14 protein-coding genes are annotated in these 16,568 nt (G+C 34.9%); 2 read left to right on the top strand and 12 right to left on the bottom strand.

Features of this window, described 5'->3' with window-relative positions:
- Positions 1-34: 34 nt before the first annotated feature.
- The 11 genes from LV469_08770 to LV469_08720 all read right to left on the bottom strand — a co-directional run bounded on the left by LV469_08770 (position 35) and on the right by LV469_08720 (position 11,347).
- On the bottom strand, positions 35-1,789 hold the full coding sequence (locus LV469_08770; GenBank protein ID UHR02714.1) for a DUF4153 domain-containing protein: 1,755 nt from the start codon (positions 1,787-1,789) through the stop codon (positions 35-37).
- A gap of 99 nt (positions 1,790-1,888) precedes the next feature.
- Complete coding sequence (gene truA / locus LV469_08765) at positions 1,889-2,623, bottom strand: tRNA pseudouridine(38-40) synthase TruA (protein UHR02713.1); 735 nt, start codon at positions 2,621-2,623, stop codon at positions 1,889-1,891.
- Positions 2,620-3,420: an energy-coupling factor transporter transmembrane protein EcfT gene (locus LV469_08760; GenBank protein UHR02712.1), complete on the bottom strand. Its 801-nt coding sequence runs from the start codon at positions 3,418-3,420 to the stop codon at positions 2,620-2,622. Before LV469_08760 ends, truA begins: the two co-directional genes overlap by 4 nt.
- On the bottom strand, positions 3,413-4,279 hold the full coding sequence (locus tag LV469_08755) for an energy-coupling factor transporter ATPase (GenBank protein UHR02711.1): 867 nt from the start codon (positions 4,277-4,279) through the stop codon (positions 3,413-3,415). Before LV469_08755 ends, LV469_08760 begins: the two co-directional genes overlap by 8 nt.
- Complete coding sequence (locus LV469_08750) at positions 4,267-5,085, bottom strand: energy-coupling factor transporter ATPase (GenBank protein ID UHR02710.1); 819 nt, start codon at positions 5,083-5,085, stop codon at positions 4,267-4,269. Before LV469_08750 ends, LV469_08755 begins: the two co-directional genes overlap by 13 nt.
- A gap of 48 nt (positions 5,086-5,133) precedes the next feature.
- The gene (gene murJ, locus LV469_08745; GenBank protein ID UHR02709.1) at positions 5,134-6,645 is read right to left on the bottom strand and encodes a murein biosynthesis integral membrane protein MurJ; all 1,512 of its coding nucleotides are present in this window, start codon (positions 6,643-6,645) and stop codon (positions 5,134-5,136) included.
- Positions 6,646-7,035: 390 nt separating this feature from the next.
- Positions 7,036-7,635 (bottom strand): peptidylprolyl isomerase, encoded by a 600-nt coding sequence (locus LV469_08740; GenBank protein UHR02708.1) that lies wholly within the window; start codon positions 7,633-7,635, stop codon positions 7,036-7,038.
- An 8-nt stretch (positions 7,636-7,643) separates the two neighbouring features.
- On the bottom strand, positions 7,644-9,005 hold the full coding sequence (locus LV469_08735) for an MATE family efflux transporter (GenBank protein UHR02707.1): 1,362 nt from the start codon (positions 9,003-9,005) through the stop codon (positions 7,644-7,646).
- Between the two features lie 11 nt (positions 9,006-9,016).
- Positions 9,017-9,691: a hemolysin III family protein gene (locus LV469_08730; protein ID UHR02706.1), complete on the bottom strand. Its 675-nt coding sequence runs from the start codon at positions 9,689-9,691 to the stop codon at positions 9,017-9,019.
- Entirely contained in the window at positions 9,691-10,446 is a 756-nt protein-coding gene (gene map / locus LV469_08725) for a type I methionyl aminopeptidase (protein UHR02705.1), read from the bottom strand. The genes LV469_08730 and map overlap by 1 nt, the downstream gene beginning before the upstream one ends.
- On the bottom strand, positions 10,415-11,347 hold the full coding sequence (locus LV469_08720; GenBank protein ID UHR02704.1) for a tetratricopeptide repeat protein: 933 nt from the start codon (positions 11,345-11,347) through the stop codon (positions 10,415-10,417). Before LV469_08720 ends, map begins: the two co-directional genes overlap by 32 nt.
- A 54-nt stretch (positions 11,348-11,401) precedes the next feature.
- Here LV469_08720 and LV469_08715 point away from each other — a divergent pair, with 54 nt between their 5' ends.
- On the top strand, positions 11,402-12,301 hold the full coding sequence (locus tag LV469_08715; GenBank protein UHR02703.1) for a TIGR01212 family radical SAM protein: 900 nt from the start codon (positions 11,402-11,404) through the stop codon (positions 12,299-12,301).
- Positions 12,298-12,606 (top strand): hypothetical protein, encoded by a 309-nt coding sequence (locus LV469_08710; GenBank protein UHR02702.1) that lies wholly within the window; start codon positions 12,298-12,300, stop codon positions 12,604-12,606. Before LV469_08715 ends, LV469_08710 begins: the two co-directional genes overlap by 4 nt.
- Positions 12,607-12,757: 151 nt before the next feature.
- On the opposite strand, the gene nifJ is transcribed toward LV469_08710, so the two are convergent.
- On the bottom strand, positions 12,758-16,294 hold the full coding sequence (gene nifJ / locus LV469_08705) for a pyruvate:ferredoxin (flavodoxin) oxidoreductase (protein UHR02701.1): 3,537 nt from the start codon (positions 16,292-16,294) through the stop codon (positions 12,758-12,760).
- Between the last annotated feature and the right edge of the window lie 274 nt (positions 16,295-16,568).

The following is a 16,568-nucleotide window of genomic DNA, read 5'->3' as shown; positions in this document are numbered from 1 at the left end:
TTTATATTACACTTTTCAAAATTTTTAAAATTCATCACCTATCAGTCAAAAAATAAAAATACAAGTTATAATCTTGCAAATCTTCAGAAATACTCAAATGATCAAAAATCAATTTGTATTTCATATTTTCGTAATCTCCCTTGATTTCCAAATCCTCTGGACTTATTTTAGAGTTGGCCTCCTTAAAAGCCTTAACCCTATTTTTCAATTGGTTTATATCAATTTCAGCAATCGTATCCGGTTTTTCATCAACAATTTTATATATGTTCAACTTATTATTTTTGCAAATGAACCTCAGCGCCCCATATGCATATGCTACACTGGTATCATTTGAAATCATTATATGAGTAAGCTTGGTGTAGCCATCGACATTGAGGGTAAAGTCTCCAGAATTTAAATCATAATAAATTGGCTTATTTCCCAAACCACAATTGACACCAACACGTTGAAACCCAAAGACTTCTTCCACATCCGCCATTTTAAAGTTTTCAGGCAAGACTTTTATAGCTGACATTTCATCATTTCGATTCAGATATTCTAAAGATGATAGGATAATTTCCTTATCATTTTTGGATATTTCTGTATTAGGTATTATCTTGCCACCATTTACCATATTGTTTCTCTCCAAGGCTTTCATAAGTCTATTTGCCTGAGAGTCTAGAGATACAGCCTCAGCTGAAAGCGGGCCAAATAAGCTTACAGAAAGTAAAATTGTAAAAATAATTGGCAAAGCTATGTTGGAAGACTTCTTATAGATTGTGAGATATAAATTTGCTGAAAAAACAAATACTCCCATCATAAGAACAAAATACCTATTTATAGTAAATCCATATTGACTAACTCTAAGCCACATAGAAAAAAACATCATGCCCAAAAGAGGTAGGCTTAATATGGGTGATAATCGTCTAAATTTTTCCAATATCTTGACATCTTTTATATGACTTATGAAAAAATTAAATAATATTAGGAAAATTTCAAACCAGAGAACTAGATTTGTTATGATATTTTGCGGAAGGTCTCTTTGAATTAAAATCTTTCCAAAGTAGAGGTACAAAATTCCCATATATACAGAAAATATGGGCAAAATTATATAAGTAAATAAAACCTTCAATACTTTAGGAAAATTATAATCGTTTAAAGATCTGCTATTTGTCGGAAAACCCGAAAGAAAAACCGCTCCTGCAAATGGCAAAAAGGCAATAATCGCCGCTTTTTCATAAAAATTTCTTGAAAAGCTAAGGCCTAAAAGCTTGTTTGCCGCAAAATAAATTGCACAAATTCCAATGTAGACAACAAGAGAATACACAATAGAAGTCACAAGTGAATACAGAATCTCCATAACATAGGCTATATAGTCCTCGTGATAGGAAATTTTTCCTATATAAAAACATCCGATTGCAAACAAAATTAAAGACCCAAAATACTTGTAATTTGGCATATAAACATTTGCCTCAAAAAGCAATTTATAAACACCAAATATTACAGGAATAGCCAAAATATATGCAATAATAGAAATCTTAAAATTCCTTACCCTGTATTCTTCATAGCTTATGTTATAAGTGAGGCCCTCGCTCAAAAGTCTCAAAAATGCTGTAAGAGCGCATATAAATACGAATAGACAGCCCAACTTAAAATATCTAAACTCTTGATTATTGTTGGCATTTATACTTGAAATCTCAATTATATAAAAAACTGCCGCTATACAAACAGAAAGCATGGGCAGGGGAAATCTTATAAATGAACTGAATAGATTTGACAATCTTCCCTTGATTTTAGTTAAATACGCCATATATCCCTCCGAGTCTAATATAATACTTATAGATAATCTTGACAAGACTTTTACTCACACTTTAACCAAACTGTAACCATCTACAAGGTCTAGTCATGATTAATATTCAATTTCGAGAAAATACAATCCATGAGCTGGAGCTGTGGGGCCAGCATACCCCCTTCTGGTCTTGTCCAATATCTCTTTTATTTCTTTTATATCTTTTTTTTCATGGCTTAACTTGACAACACTTCCAACCATGATTCTAATCATATTTTTCAAAAAGCTCTTTCCGTAAAAGTCTATTATAATAAGATTATTTTTTCTTCTCACTTCTATCTTGTCAAGTCTTCTTATTGTGTCTTTTACCACTGCATTTTTGCCCATAAAGGATGCGAAATCTCTTTCTCCTGTAAGCTGGTCAAAAAATCTTTGCATATTTTTTTCATCGAGTTTAAAGGGAAAATGCCAAGCCCTATCCTCATACAAGCTATTTCTATACCTGCCATTATAAATTAAATAGCGGTAGTGTTTTTTCTTGGCAGAATATCTAGCATGAAATTTTTCATCTACATACTTTGAGCCTATTACGGAAACGTCCTTGGGTAGATGATAATTTATTACTTGAGGAAGATTTCCTATATCGATTTTTGTATCAGAATAAAAATTTACAGCTTGACCTTGAGAGTGAACTCCCCTGTCAGTTCTTCCTCCATAAAAAATTTTTACCGGGTGCTTAACCGTATCCTCAATCGCTCTTTGAAGAACTGATTCAACGGTTCGCTTGCCCGGTTGTTTTTGAAAGCCAAAAAAGCCACTTCCTATATAGGAGATTTCAAGAAATATGTTTCTCAAAATACAAACCTCCATACAATTATAAGTGCATAGAAGGCACAATTGCCGAAAAATAAGAAATAGTCCTTCTTTTTAAGACTTAATTCATTTAATTTTGTCCTTCCTTCGCCACCTCGATAGCATCTGGACTCCATCGCTGTTGCAAGCTCTGTCGCCCTTTGAATGCCATTTAAAAATAAAGGCACCAAAAGTGGCACAAGGCTTCTTGCTCTTTTTAAAATGTTTCCCGACTCGAAATCTGCCCCTCTTGCCATCTGAGCCTTTGTTATTTTATCCGTTTCTTCAATAAGAGTTGGTATAAATCTGAGCGCTATTGTCATCATCATTGCCAATTCGTGAGCTGGCATTCCAATCTTTTTAAAGGGCATCAAGAGGCTCTCCAATCCATCAGTAAGCTCGATAGGCGAAGTTGTCAAAGTCAAAAGCGAAGTCCCAACTACTAAAAATACTAGTCTTATAGCCATAAAAAAAGCTTGATAAAGGCCCTCATAGGTAACATGTAGTCGCCATATAGAAAAAATTTCCCTGCCACCTGTGAAAAATACATTTATTAAAAATGTCAGCAAAATTATCCATCTCAAAGGCTTTATTCCTCTTATGACCATAGAAAATGGCAAGTGAGATGTCTTTATTACAAGAATCAAATATGCCAATACGAGAATATATGGCACAAAAGAATCTATAAAAAACAATGATATTATAAAAATGAGCATAACTATAATTTTCATCCTTGGATCAAACTTATGAACTATTGAATTGCTGGGGAAATATTGTCCGATAGTTATATCTTTAAGCATTCTTTTTACTCCTCAAGTAGTTTTTCAAAACTTCAAAAGCTTCATCTACAGTTATGGCGTCATTGTCGATTTCAAGGCCCTTTTCCTTGAGTCTATTCATGAAAGTCTTAACCTGGGGCAGGTCTAAACCATAAGACCTAAGTTCATCTTCTCTTTGAAACAAGTCTCTAGGACTTCCATCCATTACAAGCTTTCCCTTACTCATAACTAGCATCCTAGATGTATATCTGGCTACATCTTCCATGCTGTGAGATACGAGTATGATAGTGATTTTTCTTTCTTCATATATTTTTAATATTTCATCCAGGATTTCCCTTGCTCCTCTTGGATCCAAACCTGCAGTTGGTTCATCAAGAATCAAAATTTCTGGTTCCATTGCTAAAACTCCAGCAATAGCTACTCTTCTTTTTTGTCCGCCAGAAAGGTCAAAGGGTGATGAATCTTTGAAAGTTTCATAATCTAAACCCACACTAGCCATGGCAGCCTTGACCCTATCTTTTATCTCATCGTTTGAAAGTTGCAGATTTATAGGACCAAAGGCTATATCCTTCTCAACCGTTTCCTCAAAAAGTTGATGCTCGGGATATTGAAAGACCAAACCAACTTTTTGCCTCAAGCCCGTTAATCTTGTAGAGCCTTTGCAGATAGATCTTCCTTTTACCAAGACATCACCTGATGTTGGTTTTAAAAGTCCGTTCAGATGTTGAGTAAGGGTTGACTTACCCGATCCAGTATGTCCTACTAGTCCTATAAACTCCCCATTTTCAATTTTCAAGCTCACATTGTCAATGGCTATTCTTGCAAATGGAGTATTCTCTGAATACACATGACTTAAATTTTTAACTTCTAATATTGACATACCTTATCCACCAAATCTTCCACAGTCAAAATGTCTTTGGGAAAATCATACCCCTCATTGTTAAGTCTATATGCAAGCTCTGTAACTTGGGGGACATCCAAGCCTAAACTTCTTATTTCTTTTACATTGGAAAAGACCTCTTTAGGACTACCCTTTAAAAAAATCTCTCCATCATTCATGACAATAACCCTATCAGCCATTACAGCCTCATTCATAAAATGAGTTATAAGAACAATGGTCTTGTTTTCTTCCTTGTTCAATTTCAAAACTGTATCCATGACCTCCTGCCTTCCTTGAGGATCAAGCATAGCAGTCGGTTCATCCATTACTATATACCGAGGACTCATTGCTAAAATTCCTGCAATTGCTACTCTTTGCTTTTGCCCACCAGAAAGAAGATGGGGGGCTTGTCTTTTATAGTCGCTCATGCCGACAATCTCAAGGCACTTGTCTACCCTTTTTCTAATTTCTTTTGATTCGACCCCTAAATTTTCAGGACCAAAAGCTACATCTTCTTCAACTAGGGTAGCGACAATTTGATTGTCTGGATTTTGAAAGACCATCCCAGCTCGAGACCTTATATCCCAAATTTTCTCTTCATCTCGGGTATCCATACCGTCTACCAAAATTTGACCCTCTGTCGGATTGAAAATCCCATTTATAAGTTTTGATAGGGTCGATTTGCCAGATCCATTGTGACCCAGTATAGCTACAAACTCGCCCTCTTTTATATTTATATTTATATTTTTTAATACATAGTCCTTGTCTTCTTCATAGCGAAAACTCAAATTTTTTATTTCGATCATACTAACCTCTCAACTAGTTTATAAGTTTATTACAAACTAGACCAATTATCAATCTTTCAATTTTTTAATAAGTTTTTTTAATTCATCGACTTCATTGATCTTAAAAATATAAACAAGAAGCAAATATACTATACCTCCCAAAGCTAAAGAAAGAAGTAAGCTCAAGCTTTGACCCAAATGAGTAAATATGCTTTTGGTTATAAAATTTGCACATATTATCATAAAAGATGAGGCCAATAAAATCTTTAATAAATTTATAAAAAAATTCTTAGTTAAAATCCATCCCAATCTGCTTTTAATACTTAATATCAAAAGTAAGGCCCCTATCCAAAATGAAGAAGATGTGGCAACTGCAAGACCCATAATGCCATAAGATTTCATCAATATTATCGACATAATCCAATTTACAAGAACCACAATAATAGAATTTATAAGAGCAGTTCTGGTATCCTTTAGGGCATATAAGAGCCTCAAAAGAGTTTCTCTTAAACCTATTGCTATAACTCCAAGAGCATAAAAGGACAAGGCGTATCCTGTTACCCTTGCATCCTCAAGAGAAAACTTGCCGCCCTTAAAAAGAAGATTTACCAAGGGCTCTGCAAAAAAGAATAAAACTATGGATGCTGGCACAACAAATACTGCCATTAGGGAAAGCCCCTCTCTTGTTTTTGCCTTGAGTGATGCAAAGTCATTTTCAGAAGATGCCCTGCTCATAGTCGGATAGATGGCAGTAATAACAGATGTTACCACAATACCCGTCACAAAAGATTGTAATTTATAAGCAAAGTTTAAGGTCGAAACAGCTCCCTCAAACATTTCACTTGCTAAAGATTTAGAAATTATAAAATTTAGTTCCATAACAGATGTTGCCAAAAAAATTGGAAGGATGGATTTTAGGCATTGTACAAGCTTTTTATCTTTAAAATTAAAACCCAAAAGAGATTTGTAGCCCGACTTTTTTAAATATGGATGGAAAAATATATATTGGAAACTAAATCCAACAAAAATCCCCAAAGCCAAAGAATTTATGCCAAATTTTTTAGCAAACACCATGGAAGCTATAATAATCGCATTCATTAAAATAGCATGAGAAACAGAAACTATAAAGTGTCCCTTGATTTGCAGATATGACTTGAAAATCGAATAAATACCTGTTGCTATAATAGAAAGTAAACCCGCCCTAGTCAAAAATACTGCATCAGAAAAAACTTGTCCCTCAAATCCAGGTGCCATAAGACCTATTATTTGACCTGCAAAAATAAGTCCTAAAACAAGTAAAATCAAACAGATGAGAAAAATCGCTCCTGCTAAATTGCCGGTAAACTTGTTTGCCCTTTCTGTTCCTTGCTCATGTTCTATTTCATCATAGATTGGAATAAAAGAACTGACCATGGCCCCCTGGATTACATTAGAGAAGGTCATGGGTATTTGAAATGCAATTAAAAAAACATCTGCTAAACTAGATGTCCCAAAAAAATACGCCAGAGCTTTTTCCCTAGCCAGACCAAAAATTTTTGATATAACAGTTATAATCATAAGGACAATGGATGTCGCTTTCATATTTCACCTCTTCCTAGAATTGTATAATAAAAAAAGCCAAAATAAAAGCTGGCTCTTTATCAAATTACTCCAATTATAGTATTTTTTTGAGTCAATAAAGATTTCTATACAGGACTTAATTTTTATATTTTTCCAAAAAAATCTTTGAAAACGTTTGACAAAAATAAGTCTGTCTGTTATTATAATAACAGATTCAATCAATTTGAATCTTATTCATCTTTTTTCTTCCAATACATAGAGATTTATCTCTGGGACCTCTTAGGGGGTCCATTTTATTTTTCAACGTTTTTATTTAGCTTTTTAACTTTTAATTAAAGCCTCTGTCTTTAACTTTTTAAAAATAAAATGAGCCACCCTTAGCAGCTCATTCTAATATCTTCATCTTATATTTTAAAATTTTTCTATACTTGCCTTTTCTATGATTACATCATCAAGTGGCTTGTCCATAGCATTTTTAGGAAGTGATGCTATTTCATCAACCACATCCATACCTTCAAAAACTTGACCAAAAACTGTATGCTTTCCATCTAGCCAAAATGTTCCGCCCAAATTTTCATAAACATCTACAACTTGATCGGGATATCCCTTTTCTTCTCCCATAGATCTCATCTGTCTTATTATATCTTCTTCAACAGGTCCTTTTTGAACTATAAAAAATTGAGATCCATTTGTGCCTGGTCCAGCATTTGCCATGGAAAGAGCTCCTCTAAAATTTCTATAATTCACATCAAATTCGTCTTCAAAAGGTCTGCCCCAGATGGATTCTCCTCCTCTTCCTGTACCTGTTGGATCTCCACCTTGAATCATAAATTCATCAATTATTCTGTGAAATATTATTCCGTCATAGTAGCCATTTTTTATATGTATCTTAAAATTTTCCACTGCCTTGGGTGCTATGTCGGGGAAAAGTCTTATTTTTATATCTCCGTGATTTGTTTTTAAAATTGCAATTTCTTCACCTTTTTCTGGTGTTTTTATTTGTTCTAGCATAATTCCTCCTAAATTAATAATTTAAAATCGTCGGTCTTTTTTCTTATTATAGCATAGATTAGGCTAAGCCCCAGTCCATTAAAAATCATGGTCAAGCTCATAGAAGTCCAGATGCCCAAAATTCCCATGCTCGTCATAAGAAATATGGCAAGTGGTACTCTTGAGGCGTGGCATATAGTTGATGCCATGGCTGGATACTTGGTAAGACCTAATCCATTTAACATACCTGCAGTCCCAATTTGAAGGCACATGAAAAATTCAGATGGCGAAATTATTTTTAAGTATTGGGCCCCTGCAATTTGAGTGTGAATATCTTGAGGTACGAAAAATTTAAAGAAGTCCTTGGCAAATATAAATAGAATTACTGTCCCGAACAAGCCTATAAAATACATTATATTTAAACCAATTTTTCGTCCTCTTTTGATTCTTTCATAGTTTCCTGCCCCAAAATTTTGTCCCATAAAGGCTGAAAAAGCTGTCGCTATACCATCTGATGTGAGCCAAGTTATAGATTCTATTTGAGAGCCGATAGAATAAACTGCTATATATTCTTCCCCGCAAATTGCTATATACTTGTTTAGAATTGTTCCTGCAATAGCGTGCACCATGCTTTGGGATGAAGCGGGAATTCCAAGTTTCAATATTTTTTTATAGTAAAATTTGGGAGCCACTTTTAAGTAGTTTGTCTTTACAAATTCCATTTTGAAGCTAATTGCAAAATATAGATATAAAAGAGTGGCTAAAAATTTGGCGAGAACTGTCGCTAAAGCGGCTCCTGCAACTTCTAATCTCGGAAATGGTCCAAGGCCGAATATCAAAATTGGATCAAATACTATATTAAAGATGAGAGCCACTAGGGCAACTTTAAATGGGATTACAGAATTTCCCTTGGCTGAAAAATTTGTCACTAGAATTGTATTTGTAAAAGAAAAAATATATCCTATTGTCACAATATAGTAGTAAGTCATGGTTTGCTCAAAAACTTCGCTTGAAAGCTTATAAAATCCAACTATAGACTTGCCAAAGAGCAAATAAATTGCAATTATAAAAAAGCAAATAAAATAGTGTACATGTCCTCCTGCTCTCATGACCTCCTCTGCCTCAACTTCATCCCCTCTGCCATAGGCTTGAGCAAGACCGACAGATACCCCTGTTTTACCTATTAAAATCAAGGCCTCTGTTATCCAAACAAAAAATCCAACAGTCCCCACAGCTGAAACAGCTCCTGTTGAAAGTCTGCCAAGCCATATGAGATCTATTATCGTGTACGCCATTTGAATAAAGGCTGTGCCCATTAAGGGCATAGCCATTTTTAAAATTACACTTGATATGTTTCCCTCCAAGAGGGAATTTTTATTTATTTCTTTCAATTAAAAATCACCTATATAGCTGCATAAGAAGTAAATATGCCAAGATATTGCATGACTGAAGCTACAATTACAAAAATATGCCAGATTGCATGATTAAAAGGAATTTTCTTGTTGGCATAAAAGAAGGAGCCTATTGAGTAAAATAAACCACCAAGCGACAAGAATATTATTAATTTAATCCCGGCTGTTCTATACATGGGCCTAAAAAGCATAACCGATATCCAACCCATAATAAGATACAGAGCAAGGGACAACTTATTATATTTGCCAAACTTGCCATAGGTAAAGATTTTAAATAAAACTCCTAAAAGAGCCATTAACCATATAAAAACAAGCATGACTATCCTAAAGGCCCCTCTTAAAGATAAAAGGATTATAGGAGTATAAGTTCCTGCTATGAAAATAAAAATTGATGAGTGGTCCATCACTCTCAAGATTTTTTTTATTTTTTGCCAGGGTACAGAGTGATAAATGGCACTCGAGAAATACAAAAATATCAAACAGGCCCCATATATGGCAAATGCAGTTGTAGAGATTGCCGATTTCATCTTAACAGATCTCACAAGCAGTAAAACAAGTCCAAGTATGCCTAGACCAAATCCCAACCAGTGAGTCAAGGCATTTGTGAGTTCTTCTGCAAAAGAATATGTTACAATTTCTACCTTGTCTCTAATTTTTTTAATCATTATACATCTCCTTGATCCGTTATTATAATAGGACCATTTTTTGTAATTGCCAATTGATGCTCGTATTGGGCAGATAACTTTCCATCTCTTGTCCTGGCAGTCCATCCGTTGGAATCCATCTTGAGCTGATAAGTTCCTTGATTAATCATCGGTTCAATCGTAAATACCATGCCTTCTTGTATTCTAAGACCCCTGCCCGGCTTGCCATAATGTAGAACTTGGGGATCTTCGTGCATATCCTTTCCTATGCCATGTCCTACGAAATCACGCACGACAGAAAAGCCATTAGACTCTGCATGGACTTGAATCGCATTTCCTATATCGCCCAATCTATTTCCTATTATGGCCTGATCTATTCCAAGATACATACATTCTCTTGTGACATCCATAAGTTTTTTTGCTTCGTCACTTATTTTGCCAACAGCATACGACCATGCCGAATCTGCCAACCATCCTCGTAGATTTACAACCATATCAACTGTTATGATATCTCCTTCTTTTAAAACATATTCTGTCGGAAAGCCGTGGCAAATTTCATCATTAACTGATGTGCAGGTTGCAAAAGGATAACCCATGTAGCCTTTTTGTTCTGGGCTTGCCCCGTTTTTTCTCATAATATCTTCACAAAATTTGTCCACTTCAAGAGTAGATACACCAGGTCTTATAAAATCTCTCAAAGACTTGTGTACCAAGGTCAAAACCTTGCCAGCTTCTATCATTTTTTTAATTTCTTCTTCTGTTTTTATAATAATCATATGTTACACCCACTATATCAACCAAATCCTTATCATCTTCAGCCCAAATAAGAGCCTCGGGGTTCAAATCAAATGCCATCAAAAGATCTTCCTCGGCACCTTTTAACCCCAACCTACACTTGGAACATGCCCTGTTATACCAAAGCTTTTCATCGTGTGGATAGCGTTTTATACCTCTATCAAGGGCCTGAATCGATTTTAAAAAGTTATCTTCTTCTATATAAAGAGCCGACAAATTTAAATAGACCAAGGATTCATCAAAATGCTTTTCAGCTCTTAGGTAATATTTTTCAGCTTCATCTAAAAGACCCTGTTTTTTTAGAATGACCCCCATATTGTAGAGGGCTCTGCCATAGTCATTTTTTAATTTAAGAGACATACCGCAGTATTTTTCTGCCGTCTTATAATCTCCCATCTCTTCGTAAATAGAAGCCAAATCATTTAAGGCTATGTGATCTTTAGTATTTAAGCTTATTGCCTTTTTTAGACAAGCTATGGCATCTTCTTTTTTACAAATCTTGTCATAAGATAAGGCCAAATAATACCATGCCTCTTGATAATCTGCATCCAGATCAATAGCTTTTTTGTATAAAGCTATTGAAGTCTTGGGATCTTTTCCTCTTGCATCATTAGAAATTGCAAGTCCATAATAAGCTCCCTCTTGATTTTTATCTAACCTTAAAATTTGCTTGAAATTATCAGAAGCATTCGAATAGTCTTCCAACTGCAAATAAATTCCAGCAATTTCATAAAGAGTAGATAAAGACTCTTCCTTGGAGCAAGAAAAATTCAAGGCCCTTTTAAAACTTTGCAAACTCATATCTAAATTTCCCTTTAAATAAAAGTCCTTAGCCATTAAAATATAATTGTTAAATTTTTTATTTAGAGAAATTTTATCCATAAACAAATTATAGCACAAGAAGTTTTTATTTGTTTATGAGAGCCGGGTGATTGTTTGAGAAGTTTTTTATCCTTTGATGAATATTTTAAAAATTTATTTGGTGAAAAAGTTGCAAAGCTCTCCCTAGATGGAGGTTTTACTTGCCCCAATAGGGATGGGCTGATTTCAAGACAAGGGTGTTTGTTTTGCAGCGAAAGAGGAGCTGGAGATTTTGCAGCCGATCCAAAAGTTTCGATAAAAGAACAAATTAAAAGTCAAAAAGAGCTTCTTGCCAAAAAATGGAAAGCGAAAAAATTTATAGCCTATTTTCAAAATTTCACAGCTTCCTATGGTCCAATCGAAAAATTAGAAAAAATTTACCAAGATGCCCTGATGGAAGATTCAATAGTGGGACTTGCAATATCTGCAAGGGCAGATACTATAACCGATGATTTTTTAGAACTTTTAGAGAAATTGAATAAAAAAACCTTCCTCTGGCTGGAGCTTGGCCTACAAAGTGTAAATGAAAAAAGCATATCCTTAATAAATAGAGGATACAGCCATGAAGTATTTGACGAAAAAATAAAACTTCTAAAAGCCCACAATATAAAATTTTTGTATCACGTAATTTATGGACTGCCTGGAGAAAATCGCAAGGATTTTTTAAATAGTCTTACTTATGTGAATAAAACTCTACCTTTTGGGGTAAAATTTCACTCACTATATATACAGACCGACTCAAAACTCTATAACTACTATCTATCTCATCCCTTCAAGCTTTTGACCAAGGATGAATATGTTGATATAGTTTGCGAATCCATAGAAAAATTGGACAAAAGAATTGTAATTCACAGAGTCACAGGAGATCCAAATAGGGACAAACTATTTTTGCCTCTTTGGACTAGGGACAAATTATCTGTAATAGCATCCATAGATAAAAACTTAAAACTTAGAAGAAAAAAGGAGGAAGTATGAAATTTGTATTTACAGAAAAAGCTCTTTCTTATTTGAAAGCAAAAAATGTTGAAGAAATTACAATCACAACCTACCATGGCAGAACCTGCTGTGCAGCTCCAATAGCTGAACCCGTCATAAATCTCGGCGCCCCCGCGGCATGGGATGATTTGTTTTTATCCTTTGAGCTCGATGAGCCTAAAATAAAAATTCATCTGACAAAACTTTTGGATTTCAAAGACAATACTGTAATACTAGATTTGGAAAAATATCTCATGTTTGAAAATTTGTGCGCTAAAAATTTAGATGTAAAAGATTTAGTTTAATATATACTCCGTGTGCTTTAATAAAGACTAATGTAGTTTGTGCTAATTTTGGCTTAATTAAATACTTATGTAAATAAAAAATGAGTTCAGGATGATTATCCCGAACTCATTTTTATTTATAATACTTAATCTCTTATATTGTCTTAGGCAATTACTTGTCCATTTCTGACAAATTCTTGTAAGTTTCGTATCTGTCCTTTGCATCTTCTTCTGCAATTTCGAAGAGTTGTTCTGCTCTTTCAGGGAACATTCTAGAAAGTGAAGTATATCTAACTTCTCCATCTAGGAATTCTCTGTATGGCATTGTAGGTGCTTTTGAATCAAGAACGAAAGGATTCTTTCCTTCTTTCTTCAATTCAGGGTTGAATCTGTATAAGTGCCAATATCCAGCAGCTACTGCACGTTTTTCTTCTTCGATTGAAGTTCCCATACCTGATTTGATTCCATGGTTGATACATGGAGCATAAGCTATGATTAGAGATGGTCCGTTGTAAGCTTCAGCTTCTTTTATAGCCTTTAGAGCTTGATTTCTGTCTGCTCCCAATGCTATTTGAGCTACATATACATATCCATAAGTTGACATCATAAGACCAAGGTCTTTCTTCTTTGTAGTCTTACCTGCTGCTGCAAATTGAGCAACTGCACCTGTAGGTGTAGACTTAGATGATTGTCCACCTGTATTTGAATAAACTTCTGTATCTACAACAAGGATGTTTACATCTTCTCCTGATGCAAGAACATGGTCTACACCACCAAATCCTATATCGTAAGCCCAACCGTCTCCTCCGATTATCCATTGGCTCTTCTTAGGCATGAATTTCTTTAGAGATTTTAGTTCATATATTACATCATTAGCTTCTTGATTCTTGTAATCCTTGTCTAAGAAAGGATAAACTGCTTCGCATTTTTCAACAATTGTTTCTTTGTTTTCCTTGTTATCAATCCATGCTTGGAAAGCAGCATTTGCTTCTGAGTCAAGGTTTAGTTCGATGAATTTTTCCATCAAAAGTTTGATTCTGTTTCTAGTTTGTACTTGTGAAACTTCCATACCGAAACCATATTCAGCATTGTCTTCAAACAAAGAGTTAGCCCATGATGGTCCCTTGCCGCATGCATCTTTGCAATATGGAGTTGATGGAGCTGAGCCTGCCCAAATTGAAGTACAACCTGTGGCATTTGCTATACTCATCTTGCTACCAAATAGTTGAGTTATAAGTTTTACATAAGGAGTTTCTCCGCATCCTGCACAAGCTCCTGAGAATTCAAGATGAGGTGCAAAGAATTGAGAATTCTTTATGTTATTTGGTGTAAATTCTTTTTCTTTTGAAGTAACTTTTTCAGCTGCGTATTCCCAATTTTCTTTTTGAGCTTTTGCCATTTCATCGAAAGGTTTCATTACAAGAGCTTTTTCTTTAGCTGGGCAAACTTGAGCACAGTTTCCGCAACCTGTACAGTCTAATGGAGATACTTGGATTCTATATTGGTAATCCTTAGCTCCAGGTCCTACACCTTGCTTTGTTTCAAACTTTTCAGGTGCATTTTTGCTTTCTTCTTCATTTAGCAAGAATGGTCTGATAGCTGCGTGAGGACATACAAGTGAGCATTGGTTACATTGGATACAGTTTTGAATATTCCATTCTGGAACCTTTACAGCAATACCTCTCTTTTCATATCTTGAAGTTCCTGATGGGAAAGTTCCATCTGCCTTATCTACAAATGATGATACAGGAAGATCATTACCTTCTTGTCTAGTCATAGGCATTAGAATTTCGTTTATAAATTCTGGAGCTCCGTCAAGTGAACGAGTGATATCAGATGTAGCATTTGACCATTCTGCAGGTACTTTAACCTTGTGAAGAGCATTTACTCCTTGGTCAACTGCTTGATAGTTCATTTGTACTATGTCTTCTCCCTTGTGACCGTATTCTTTTACAATTGATTTCTTCAAATATTTCATGGCATCTTCTACTGGAAGTACCTTTGACAAGTTGAAGAAAGCTGATTGAATAACCATGTTTATTCTTTCGCCAAGGCCTATCTCAGCAGCAATCTTAGTTGCATTTATTGTATAGAATTCGATATTGTTATCTGCTATATATTTTTTCAATGAGCCAGGAAGATTATTTTCAAGTTCTTCGTCTGACCATGTAGTATTCAATAGGAATGTTCCACCTTTTCTAAGACCCTTTAGAAGATCATAAAGATGAACATAGGATTGTCTTGAGCAAGCTATGAAATCTGCTTCACTAAGCAAATAAGTTGAAGTTATTTCATTTTTACCAAATCTCAAGTGAGACATTGTAACCCCGCCTGATTTCTTGGAGTCGTAGTCAAAATATCCTTGAGCATATAGGTCAGTGTTATCACCAATTATTTTGATTGCAGATTTATTTGCACCAACTGTTCCGTCTGATCCAAATCCCCAGAACTTACATCTGATTGTTCCTTCTGGTTCTGTTACAATCTTGTGTTCTATTGGAAGAGAAGTATGAGTAACATCATCAATTATACCAATTGTGAAGCCGTTTTTAGGTTCTTCTCTCTTTAAGTTGTCATACACTGACATGATTTGTGATGGGTTGGTGTCTTTTGAACCAAGACCATATCTACCACCAACGATAAGTGGAGCATCAGATCTACCATAGTAAACGTCTCTTACATCAAGATATAGAGGTTCTCCAGCAGATCCCTTTTCCTTAGTCCTATCTAGAACAGCTATCTTCTTAACTGTCTTAGGCATAGCATTTAAGAAATGTTCGTGTGAGAAAGGTCTGTAAAGATGAACTTTTAAAAGACCAACTTTTTCTCCCTTTGCAAGTAGATAGTCTACAACTTCTTCTATAGTTTCTGTTACAGAACCCATAGCTATGATAACATTTTCTGCATCTTCTGCTCCGTAGTAATTGAATAGACCATACTTTCTGCCTGTTAGCTTAGATAGTTCATTCATATATTCTTCTGTAATTCCAACGATATTTTCATAATATCTGTTAGATGCTTCTACAGATTGGAAATAGATATCTGGGTTTTGAGCTGTACCTCTTACTTCAGGTTTTTCTGGATGAAGAGCTCTGTTTCTGAATTCTCTTACAGCATCCATATCAACTAGCTTAGCAAGATCATCATAATCAAGAACTTCTACTTTTTGAATTTCGTGAGATGTTCTAAATCCATCAAAGAAATGAAGGAAAGGAACTCTACCCTTTATAGCTGCAAGATGGGCTACACCAGCAAGGTCCATAACTTCTTGAACTCCACCTGAAGCAAGCATTGCAAATCCTGAAGCTCTAGTTGCCATGACGTCTTGATGATCCCCAAAAATAGAAAGTGCATGAGATGCTAGTGCTCTAGCTGCAACGTGAAATACTCCCGGTAAAAGTTCCCCAGCTATCTTATACATGTTTGGAAGCATTAATAGAAGACCTTGTGACGCTGTGTATGTGCTTGTCAAAGATCCAGCTTGAAGTGATCCGTGAACAGCTCCTGCTGCGCCGGCTTCTGATTGAAGTTCCTTTACAAGAACTTCTTGTCCGAAAATATTTTTCCTTCCTGCTGCATTCCATGCATCAGCATGTTCTGCCATAGGTGATGACGGAGTGATAGGATATATACAAGCCACATCAGAAAAAGCATAAGCTACGTGAGCTGCTGCTTCGTTTCCGTCCATAGTTTTAAATTTTTTAACCATATTTACCTCCTAAAATTACTATACACAATACTCGTTTTATTATACTCCTTTCAGAAAAAAATAACAAACTTTTTAACAAGCTTTATGAAATTAAGTTTGATTCCAACTTGTCCCCAAAACAAATTGCCCCCAGAAATATAAAGAAGTGCTGTTTAAAATTATACAGATTTCTATTAAGTATTGTTAATTTTTTAGTTCATATTTATTTTATTACTAAAGCAGTCTTTTATGCAACTTATTTTTAAATAATTTAATAATTTTTAATATCCGACTT

Origin of the sequence: Peptoniphilus sp. GNH (assembly GCA_021307325.1) — a bacterium.
GTDB lineage: Bacteria > Bacillota > Clostridia > Tissierellales > Peptoniphilaceae > KA00134.
The sequence above is the reverse complement of the archived record's forward strand: the minus strand, read 5'-3'. Positions and strand labels throughout refer to the sequence as shown.

What these genes read in the sequence shown, in the direction of transcription:
- LV469_08770 (UHR02714.1), bottom strand. Translation starts at nt 1,789, where the DNA reads ATGGCGTATTTAACTAAAATCAAGGGAAGATTGTCAAATCTATTCAGT.
- murJ (UHR02709.1), bottom strand. Translation starts at nt 6,645, where the DNA reads ATGAAAGCGACATCCATTGTCCTTATGATTATAACTGTTATATCAAAA.
- LV469_08755 (UHR02711.1), bottom strand. Translation starts at nt 4,279, where the DNA reads ATGTCAATATTAGAAGTTAAAAATTTAAGTCATGTGTATTCAGAGAAT.
- LV469_08760 (UHR02712.1), bottom strand. Translation starts at nt 3,420, where the DNA reads ATGCTTAAAGATATAACTATCGGACAATATTTCCCCAGCAATTCAATA.
- map (UHR02705.1), bottom strand. Translation starts at nt 10,446, where the DNA reads ATGATTATTATAAAAACAGAAGAAGAAATTAAAAAAATGATAGAAGCT.
- LV469_08740 (UHR02708.1), bottom strand. Translation starts at nt 7,635, where the DNA reads ATGCTAGAACAAATAAAAACACCAGAAAAAGGTGAAGAAATTGCAATT.
- nifJ (UHR02701.1), bottom strand. Translation starts at nt 16,294, where the DNA reads ATGGTTAAAAAATTTAAAACTATGGACGGAAACGAAGCAGCAGCTCAC.
- LV469_08750 (UHR02710.1), bottom strand. Translation starts at nt 5,085, where the DNA reads ATGATCGAAATAAAAAATTTGAGTTTTCGCTATGAAGAAGACAAGGAC.
- LV469_08730 (UHR02706.1), bottom strand. Translation starts at nt 9,691, where the DNA reads ATGATTAAAAAAATTAGAGACAAGGTAGAAATTGTAACATATTCTTTT.
- LV469_08710 (UHR02702.1), top strand. Translation starts at nt 12,298, where the DNA reads ATGAAATTTGTATTTACAGAAAAAGCTCTTTCTTATTTGAAAGCAAAA.
- LV469_08720 (UHR02704.1), bottom strand. Translation starts at nt 11,347, where the DNA reads ATGGATAAAATTTCTCTAAATAAAAAATTTAACAATTATATTTTAATG.